The 8,480-nt window shown below is 66.0% G+C and carries 8 protein-coding genes; 6 read left to right on the plus strand and 2 right to left on the minus strand.

Features of this window, described 5'->3' with window-relative positions; translation table 11 throughout:
* From Q1J79_RS10655 to neuC, 6 genes are all read left to right on the plus strand, one after another.
* Positions 1-425, plus strand: a 425-nt coding sequence (locus Q1J79_RS10655) for an ATP-binding cassette domain-containing protein (protein ID WP_300300011.1), incomplete at its 5' end; no start/stop codon positions are given.
* The gene (locus tag Q1J79_RS10660; RefSeq protein WP_300300013.1) at positions 418-1,140 is read left to right on the plus strand and encodes an ABC transporter ATP-binding protein; all 723 of its coding nucleotides are present in this window, start codon (positions 418-420) and stop codon (positions 1,138-1,140) included. The genes Q1J79_RS10655 and Q1J79_RS10660, both read left to right, overlap by 8 nt.
* Positions 1,141-1,157: 17 nt before the next feature.
* Positions 1,158-1,967, plus strand: a complete 810-nt coding sequence (locus tag Q1J79_RS10665; protein ID WP_300300015.1) for an alpha/beta hydrolase — start codon at positions 1,158-1,160, stop codon at positions 1,965-1,967.
* Between the two features lie 56 nt (positions 1,968-2,023).
* The gene (locus Q1J79_RS10670) at positions 2,024-2,371 is read left to right on the plus strand and encodes a Rid family hydrolase (protein ID WP_300300017.1); all 348 of its coding nucleotides are present in this window, start codon (positions 2,024-2,026) and stop codon (positions 2,369-2,371) included.
* Positions 2,372-2,792: 421 nt separating this feature from the next.
* The gene (locus Q1J79_RS10675; RefSeq protein WP_300300019.1) at positions 2,793-5,525 is read left to right on the plus strand and encodes a methyltransferase domain-containing protein; all 2,733 of its coding nucleotides are present in this window, start codon (positions 2,793-2,795) and stop codon (positions 5,523-5,525) included.
* Complete coding sequence (gene neuC / locus Q1J79_RS10680) at positions 5,526-6,689, plus strand: UDP-N-acetylglucosamine 2-epimerase (RefSeq protein WP_300300021.1); 1,164 nt, start codon at positions 5,526-5,528, stop codon at positions 6,687-6,689. It abuts the gene before it with no gap.
* Here the strand turns inward: neuC and Q1J79_RS10685 are convergent.
* Together Q1J79_RS10685 and Q1J79_RS10690 are read right to left on the minus strand one after the other, a co-directional pair.
* The gene (locus tag Q1J79_RS10685; protein WP_300300023.1) at positions 6,686-7,336 is read right to left on the minus strand and encodes an acetyltransferase; all 651 of its coding nucleotides are present in this window, start codon (positions 7,334-7,336) and stop codon (positions 6,686-6,688) included. The two genes, neuC and Q1J79_RS10685, sit on opposite strands and share 4 nt — an antisense overlap.
* A partial coding sequence (locus tag Q1J79_RS10690; RefSeq protein ID WP_300300025.1) for a LegC family aminotransferase occupies positions 7,333-8,480 on the minus strand: 1,148 nt, incomplete at its 5' end. The genes Q1J79_RS10685 and Q1J79_RS10690, both read right to left, overlap by 4 nt.

An 8,480-nucleotide genomic window follows, 5' to 3' on the forward strand; every position in this document is an offset into this window, starting at 1 on the left:
TCAAGGCGATCACGGGCATGCGCTCTGTCTGGCGGCGGGTCGACGAGGTGCTCGATCTTGTCGGGATCGGCAGGTTCCGGAACCTGCCGATCGCCAGCCTCGCCTATTCCGAGCAGCGGGCGCTTGAAATTGCCCTGGCCGTTGCCTGCGACCCGGCGCTTGTCCTGCTCGACGAACCCACTGCGGGAATGAGCCGGGCAGAGACCGATACGATGATCGATGCAATCCGGCGTATCGCGAAAGGGCGCACCCTCGTCCTGATCGAGCACGACATGAACGTCGTCTTCGGCCTAGCTGACAGGGCATCCGTTCTGGTCTACGGCGAGGTCCTTATCAGTGCCGCCCCCGCCATTGTGCGCGAGGATTCCCGGGTCCGGCAGGCATATCTTGGCCAGGTGATAACGGCGGAGGCCGCTCATGTCTGAGGCTACGCCGCTGCTCTCCGTGTCGGGCCTGTCCGCCAGTTACGGTCCGACCCGCGTATTGTTCGATGTGTCGCTCGGTGTCAACAGGGGCGAAACGGTTACGGTCGTCGGGCGGAACGGGGCCGGGCGCTCGACGCTGGTCAAGGCGATTGCAGGACGGGTGGCGCGTACCGGCTCCATCACGCTGGATGGCGACGAGATTGCCGGCCAGCCGGCATTCAGGGTTGCGCGTTCCGGAGTCGCCTACGTGCCGGAGAGCCGCGAAATCATTGCCGATCTCACGGTTGAGGAAAACCTGATTCTGGGCGAGCCGGTCGGCCGTGTGCCGGCAGGACGGTTTCCGTGGTCGATCGCGCGCTCTTACGACCTGTTTCCCAGATTGGCGGAGCGCCGTCGCGCGCCGGCCGGAGTACTTTCCGGCGGCGAGCAGCAGATGCTGGCTTTTGCGCGTGCGCTGATGGGCCAGCCAAGGCTTCTGATAGTCGATGAGCCGACCGAGGGCCTGTCGCCCCTCATGGTTCAACTGATTGCCGACACCATCGTGAAGCTCAGGGATGCGGGTCTCTCGATTCTGCTGGTCGAGCAGAAGCTCGACATTGCCCTTGATGTGGCTGCGCGGGTCTATGTGCTCGGCCGGGGCGAGATTGTGTTCAGCGGGTCTCCGGACGAGCTGAGAGCCGCCGAAGATATCCGCCGGACCTGGATTGAAGTCTGACAAGGGAGTCCATGACCATGCCTTTAATGCCGATCAATGGAACGGAGCTGTTTGTCGAAGAGTTCGGGGCGGGGCCCGAGACGGTGCTTATGTACCACTCGCTGTTCTTCTCGGGCGAGATGTTTGCGCGACAGATCGACATGCTGAAGGATCGGTATCGCTGCATCACGATCGACTGGCGGGGGCATGGGCGCAGCAAGGCGCCTCTGGGCGGCTACGATGTCGACAATCTTGTGCGTGACGCCCTCGAGGTCGCGGACAGACTGAAAGCGGAGCGGTTCCACTGGGTGGGCTGCTCGGTTGGTGGCGTCATGGGGCTTCGGATCGCCTCGCAGTTCCCCGATCGTGTGAAGTCCCTGGTAGTGCAGGGGGCATCGGCCGAATCCGAACCGATCGAAAAGGTTGTCAAATACGAGGAGCTGATCCTCAATGTCTTTCCGCACGATCCGGCGGCGGTGGTTGACCGCCTGATGGCCATTCTCTACGGCGCTCCGTTCCTCAACGACCCGAAGAACGCTAAAGAGGTTGCCCTTCAGCGCGAGATCATTCTGAACTGCGGCGCGGAAAAGGTGGCACGCGCCTCGGCACCCGTGCTGCGCCGCGTCGATATCCGCCACCTTCTGCCGCATATCCGTTGTCCAGCGCTGGTGATCTGCGGTGAGCTCGATGGCGCCAATCCACCCTATAAATCCCAGATCATCGCCGACGGCATCCCTGGCGCGCGGCTGGCCATTATGAAGGATATTGGCCATCAGCCGAATGTCGAAGCGCCAGAGGCTTTTGGGCGCCTGATTCGGGAATTCCTCGACGCGCAGCCGGCCTGCTGACAATGGGCCACGAGGCACGACGTCGTTATGTGCCGGCCAGTTCCGCATGGGCCGACATGCTGGGCTACTCACGGGCGGTGCGGGACGGGGATCACATCTGGGTTTCCGCGACCGCACCGGTCGATATCGATGGCCGGCTTGTTGGTGCCGGTGATGCCGAAGCGCAGGCCGGTCATATTCTGAGCGTCATTGGAGCGGCGGTTGCGGAGCTCGGCAGCAGCATGGCCGATGTGGTTCGCACCCGGATTTACCTACGGTCCTTCGCGGATCTGGAGCTGGTGGCGAGGGCTCACCGTGTGGCCTTTCCCGTGAATCCGCCGGCCTGTACCGTCATTGCCGTGGCAGATCTCGTGTTGCCGGAAATGAGGGTCTACATCGAGGCTGAAGCGAAAACAGCGCCATAAGCATAAACGTGTTCTGACTGGTTTTCTCTGGCTGCGTTATTTTCCGATCAGGCTCGCTGCGTGCCATTTATGGGTTATAGGGTGCCTCGTGGTGACCAATGGTCAGCCAGTGCTGCGTGCCGTCAATAGGGGAAGAGCGAATTCAAAGGGATAGAAAGTAATTGTGCTTCAATAAAGTATTGAAAATAATAGAGTATTAGCAATGCTGGGTGCTTCAGAGAAATGAGACGGCTCTTCTCCGAAGGCAGAGGTCACAAGTTCGAATCTTGTCGGGTGCGCCATTTCCCGCCGGCATCAGCCGCTCCAGCCTGTTGATTCAGCTGCATTTTCTGCGGTTTCCCGGCCTCGCCGCCAGACTTCCTTTACCATTGCCGCGCCAGACTGCCATGCTTGATTTGGGCATGATGGAGTACGGGCGCCGATGCGCGTGGTTTTTGCTATCAACGCCGATCCCCGTGAGAAGGGCGAGGGCTGGAGCCGGCTGGCCAGCGCGCGCTATCGCGGCCTGATCCCGGCCGCCGAGATGGTCCGCCAGCAGCCCGGCCTGCGGGTCGATGTCGTGGCGGTGGCCGAGCTGTTCCGCCCCGATTTCGACCATCGCATCGACCTGCTGATCCTGCACCAGCCCAAAATCGACGTGGTCACCCTGGGCCAGGGCTTCGGCATCTGCCTCGGCCATATCGAGGCCATGCGCGGTGCCGGCGGCCGTCTGGTGATCGACGTCTCAGACTTCAAGCTGGCGCCCGAGCATGATGCCTCGGCCGCGCGCCAGATCGGCCCCGACGGCGCGCGCATCTACCGCAAGATGCTCGACCAGCTCTATCGCCGCTGCGACGCCGTCACCACGCCGAGCGACACCCTGGCCGGCCTGATGCGCGGGGCGCTGAAAGACGCCGTGCCGGACCGGGCTGTTCCCGTCATGGTGATCGGCGATCCCATCGAGGTGGAAGAGCGGCCGGTGCGTTTCGCGCCGGGCGAGGTGGTCAGGCTGCTGTGGTTCGGCTTCTACGGCATCCACGCCCCCGCGATGCGCGACTTCTTCCGCGCCGAGCTGCCGCGGCTGGCGGCGCAGCGCCGCTATCACCTGCAGGTACTGTGTGAGCCGCTTGCCCCCGACGTGGTGGCGCAGCAGCTCGGCTCGCTGGCCGGCACGGGCGAGGTCAGCTTCGCCCCATGGTCGGTGCCGGCCCTGCAGCAGGCGCTGGAGGATTGCGACATCGTTGTGCTGCCCTTCGTTGGCGGCTCGGTGCTGTCGGCAGGCAAAAGCAACAACCGCGCTTTGCAGGCGTTGTATGCCGGGCGTCATGTGGTGGCGCATCCGATCGACAGCTATCGCGAGCTGGCCGGGTTTTGCGGCCTGGACGAGCAGCTCAGCCGCGCCGTGCTGGCGGCCTGCGCCATGCCGGACAGCGTGATCGAGAAGACGCGCCTCGGCCAGGCCCATGTCGCCGCGCATTTCTCGGCCGCCGCGATCGGCCAGCAATGGCTGGCCATGCTGCAGGCGGTGAAGCCCGCAACGACAGCCGTGCCGGCGCTGGCCTCGACGCCGGCTTCGATTCCGGCCATCAAAGGAGACACCATGTCGGATATCCATGTCTGCTGGCTGGTGCCCAGGCCCGCGATCTACAAGGGCGTCGAGACTTCGCCGGCACCGGCCGCGGCGCGTTACCGCCTCGATCTGGCCCAGGCCGGGCAGCACCGGATCAGGACCACCTACCTCGATCTCGATGGCAGCGGGCCGGAGGGGCTGAAACGCGCCTGCGGCGGCGCCATGCCCGATATCGTCGTGCTGCCGGCCATGGCCTTGCCTGATGTGGCGCAGGCCGCCGGCTGGATCCGCGATGCCGGCGCGCGCCTGGTGCTCGACCTGCATGACGGCCATGCCGCAGGTCCTGCCGGCGGCGAACAGCTGCGCCAGCTCGCCTCGGCTGCGGTGGCTGTCGCGGCCGCCTCGCCGGGACTGGCGGCGCAGTATAAGCGCGAGACCGGCCGCGAGGCGATCGCCGTGCATGATCCCTACGAGGGCGAGACCGCTGCGCCGCGTTTCACGCCGGGAGGCGAGCGACTGAAGCTGGCTTGGTATGGCGAGCCCTCCGACCTGCCGGAACTCTCCGGCCTGCTCAACGCGCTGATGCCTTTCGCCGCCGAGCAGCCGATGGCGCTGGAGATCGTGGTATCCGTGCCGCCGCCGTTGGCCGATTCGCTGCGCGGCGCCACCCAGATGTCGGGCGGCCGGCTGCAGGTCAGCGTCACGTCCTGGAGTCCGGCGGCCCAGGCCGCCGCGATTGCCGATTGTGATGCCGTGGTGCTGCCGACGCCGCCGGAACCGCAGACCAATACACGCGGGCCGCAGCGCCTGGTGGCGGCCCTGCGCGGCGGCCGGCTGGTGGTGGCCGGGCCGACGCCGGCACATGAAGCTTTCCGCGATGCCGCCTGGATCGGCGCGTCACTGCCCGAGGGGCTGCGCTGGGCGAAACAGAATCCGGCCCTGGCGCTGCAGCGCATCGCCGCCGGACAGGCCATCATCGAGGTGCGCCATTCGCCGCTGGCCGTGGCGACGCAATGGGCATCCGTGTTCGACGTCGCGATGCGGCAGGCGGCACCGCAGCCGCTGGCGGCGCCGGCGCGACGCGGCCTGAAGCTCAATCTGGGCTGCGGCGACAAGATCCTGCCCGGCTATGTGAATTGCGACGCCTTGTCCTCGCGTGGCCAGGGGCCGAAGGTCGACGTGCAATGCGACGTGACCAGGACGCTGCCGTTCGTCGACGGCGCTGCCGAGGAAGTGCTGGCAGTGCATGTGGTGGAGCATATCTGGCGCTGGGAAGTGGCCGATGTACTGCGCGAGTGGAAACGCGTGCTGCAATCGGGCGGCCGCATGGTGCTGGAGTGCCCCAATCTGATCAGCGCGGCGCAGGAACTGATCAACAATCCCGTCGCCGCCGCCGGCCCGGGGCCGGAAGGCCAGCGCAGCATGTGGGTCTTCTACGGCGATCCGCGCTGGCGCGATCCGTTGATGATCCATCGCTGGGGGTATACGCCGCAGAGTCTGGCGGCATTAATGACTGAGGCCGGACTGGTGAACGTGCGGCAGGAGCCGGCACAGTACAAGCTGCGCGAGCCGCGAGACATGCGCATCGTCGGCGAGAAGCCGTGAATGGCTGAAACGCCGAAGATCTGCGTCTTCACCGGCAGCCGCGCTGATTACGGTCTTTTGCGCGGCTTGCTGCGGGAATTGCAGCAGCGCGACGCCCTGCGGTTGCTGGTCTCTGGCATGCATCTCAGCGCTGCTTTCGGCATGACGCGCAACGAGATCCTCGCCGATGGCTTTGCCATCGATGCCGAAGTCGACATGGAATTGGCCGGCGACGATCCGGCTGCCATCGCCAAGGCGCTGGGGCGCGGCGTGATCGGCATGACCGATGCCTTGCAGGCTATGGCGCCCGATGTGTTGGTGATTCTGGGTGATCGCTACGAAGCTCTGGCGGCGGCGCAGGTCGCGCTGCTGCTGTCGATCCCGATTGCCCATATCCATGGCGGCGAGATCACCGAAGGCGCCCTGGATGATGCGATCCGCCATGCCATCAGCAAGATGGCGACGTTGCATTTTCCCGCCGCCGAGCCCTATCGCCGGCGCCTGATCCAGATGGGCGAGGATCCGGCGCGTGTGCACGATGTCGGTGCACTCGGCATTCAGAATACCGACGCCTATACTCGCATCGATCGTGCGGCGTTCAGCGCGAAAACCGGATTTTCCTTCGGGCCGTTGAACATTCTGGCGACCTGTCATCCTGTCACCGCTACCGGGAGCGACCCGGAAGCAGGCATCGCCGCGCTCTGTGCGGCGCTCGACCGCATCGGGGATTGCCGCATCCTGTTTACCGCTGCCAATGCTGATGCCGGCGGCCGGCGCATCAACGCTTTTATCGAGGCCTATGCCAAAACACGGCCGCAGCGCGCGCAGATGGTCGCCAGCCTGGGCAGCGAGTTGTATGCCGCGGCACTCGGCCTGTTCGACCTGGTGGTCGGCAATTCCTCATCCGGCCTGATCGAGGCGCCGGCGGCAGGTACACCGACGGTGAATATCGGCGACCGGCAGAAAGGCCGGCTGCGCGCACCATCGGTGATCGACTGCGCTGAGGATGCCGCGGCCATCGAGCAGGCGATCCGCAGCGCGCTGACGCCAGAGCATCGTCGCATCGCCGAGGCCCGCCAGTCGCCCTATGGCCGCGGCGCCACGGCGCGGCTGATCGCCGAGGCGCTGCTGCAGTTCCGCTGGCGCGAGGCCGGCGCGAAACGCTTTCACGATCTTCAGATCTAGGGCTGCGCCGCGCCCAGGCTGATGCCGCCATCGGGGCAATCGCGACGGATCACCACGCCGGCGCCGACCAGCGTGGCCGTACCGACCCGGATGCCCTGCAGCAGGATGGCGCCGGCGCCGACATGGCTTTCCGGCCCGACCGAAGCCGCGCCGCAGAGAATGGCGCCGGGCGCGATGTGGCTGTGATCTCCGATCCGTGCATCATGCTCGACGATGGCGCCGGTATTGATGATGCAGTTGTCGCCGATCCCGGCGCCGGCCTGGATCATTGCCCCGGGCATCACAATGCTGCCCGCGCCGATGCGGGCATTATCGACTACGATGGCCTGCGGCGACACCAGAGCCGGAAAGGCGAAGCCGCGCGTGGTCCATCGCTCGAACACGCTGCGGCGCGGCTGCAGGCCGGGGCCACCGCGGTTGGGCCGGTTGCCGAAGCCGATGGCCAGGCTGATGGCGTCGGGCTTGTGCTGCGCCAGGTAGGAATCGTCGCCAAGGATCGGGATGCCGTCGATTGTGCTGCCGCGTCGCTGCGGATCGCTGTCCACCGCGCCAAGCAGTGCATGACCAAGCGCGCGGATCACGCCGATCACCGAGCGGGCGTGGCCGCCGGCCCCAATCAGGATGAAAGGCGGCAGCCTGGCGGTCATAGATGCGCGCTGCTCGGCAGATTGATACCGCAGGCGGCCAGTCGCTCGGCCTGCATGTCGGGCATGCGGGGGCTATCGCGAAACATTGGCAGCAGGTGCAGCGGCGTCCAGATCGGCCGGGCCATGATCTGGCGCTCATGCAGGGCGGCGAGCGCGGCATCGGCCGCGGCGGCATTATCCAGCATCAGGGTGTTGAGCCAGTAGATGCTGCGCGTATCGGGCAGTTCCTCGACCAGGCTGGTCCCCGCCATGCCGGCGAAGGCGGCGCGATAACGGCCGGCAAGATCGCGCTTGCGCTGGATCAATTCGGGCAGACGCTCGACCTGCGCCAGACCCAGGGCGGCATTCAGCCCAGGCATGCCGTAATTGAAACCGACGGCGTCATGCTCGATGCGGCCGGTGTCGCGGCGCCGGGCCGTGGTGCCGAGATGGCGGGCCTTTTCACCTAGCGCGGCATCATTGGTGACCACCGCACCGCCGCCACCGGTGGTGACGATCTTGTTGCCATTGAAGCTGAAGATGCCAATGCGGCCGATGCTGCCGACCGGGCGGCCGTGATAGGTTGACCCCAGCGCTTCGGCGGCATCCTCCACCAGCGGCAGATCGTATTGCGCGCAGATCGCGGCGATTTCATCCAGCGCTACCGGATGACCGAAGGCATGCATGGGCAAAACGGCGGCGATGCGGCGGCCGGTATTGCGATTGACCAGTCCGTTCGGGCCGGCCTGGCCGCAAGCCGCCAGGTGCCGCGCCAGCGCGGCCGGATCAAGGCCGAGCGCCTGCGGTTCGACATCGCAGAAATGTGGCTGCGCGCCGCAATAGACCACCGCATTGGCGGTGGCGGCGAAGCTGAGCGCAGGCACCAGCACCTCGTCGCCGGGACCGACCCCGATGGCCAGCAGGGCGAGATGCAGTGCGGCGGTACCGCTGGAGCAGACGATGACATGCTCGGAATTGCTGATGCGGCCCAGTTCGGCCTCGAAGCGCCGGGCAATCGGCGCCACCGGCGATACCCAGCCGCCACGGACGCAATCAGCCACGGCAGCAATATCGCCATTACGGATTTCCGGTTCGTGCAGAGCGACCGGGCGCGGCACGGTGCCGATGACCCGGGCCACGGTTTCGGCAATGCGGTTGGCGTCGG

Source organism: Ferrovibrio sp. (genome assembly GCF_029255545.1).
In the GTDB taxonomy this organism is placed as follows: domain Bacteria; phylum Pseudomonadota; class Alphaproteobacteria; order Ferrovibrionales; family Ferrovibrionaceae; genus Ferrovibrio.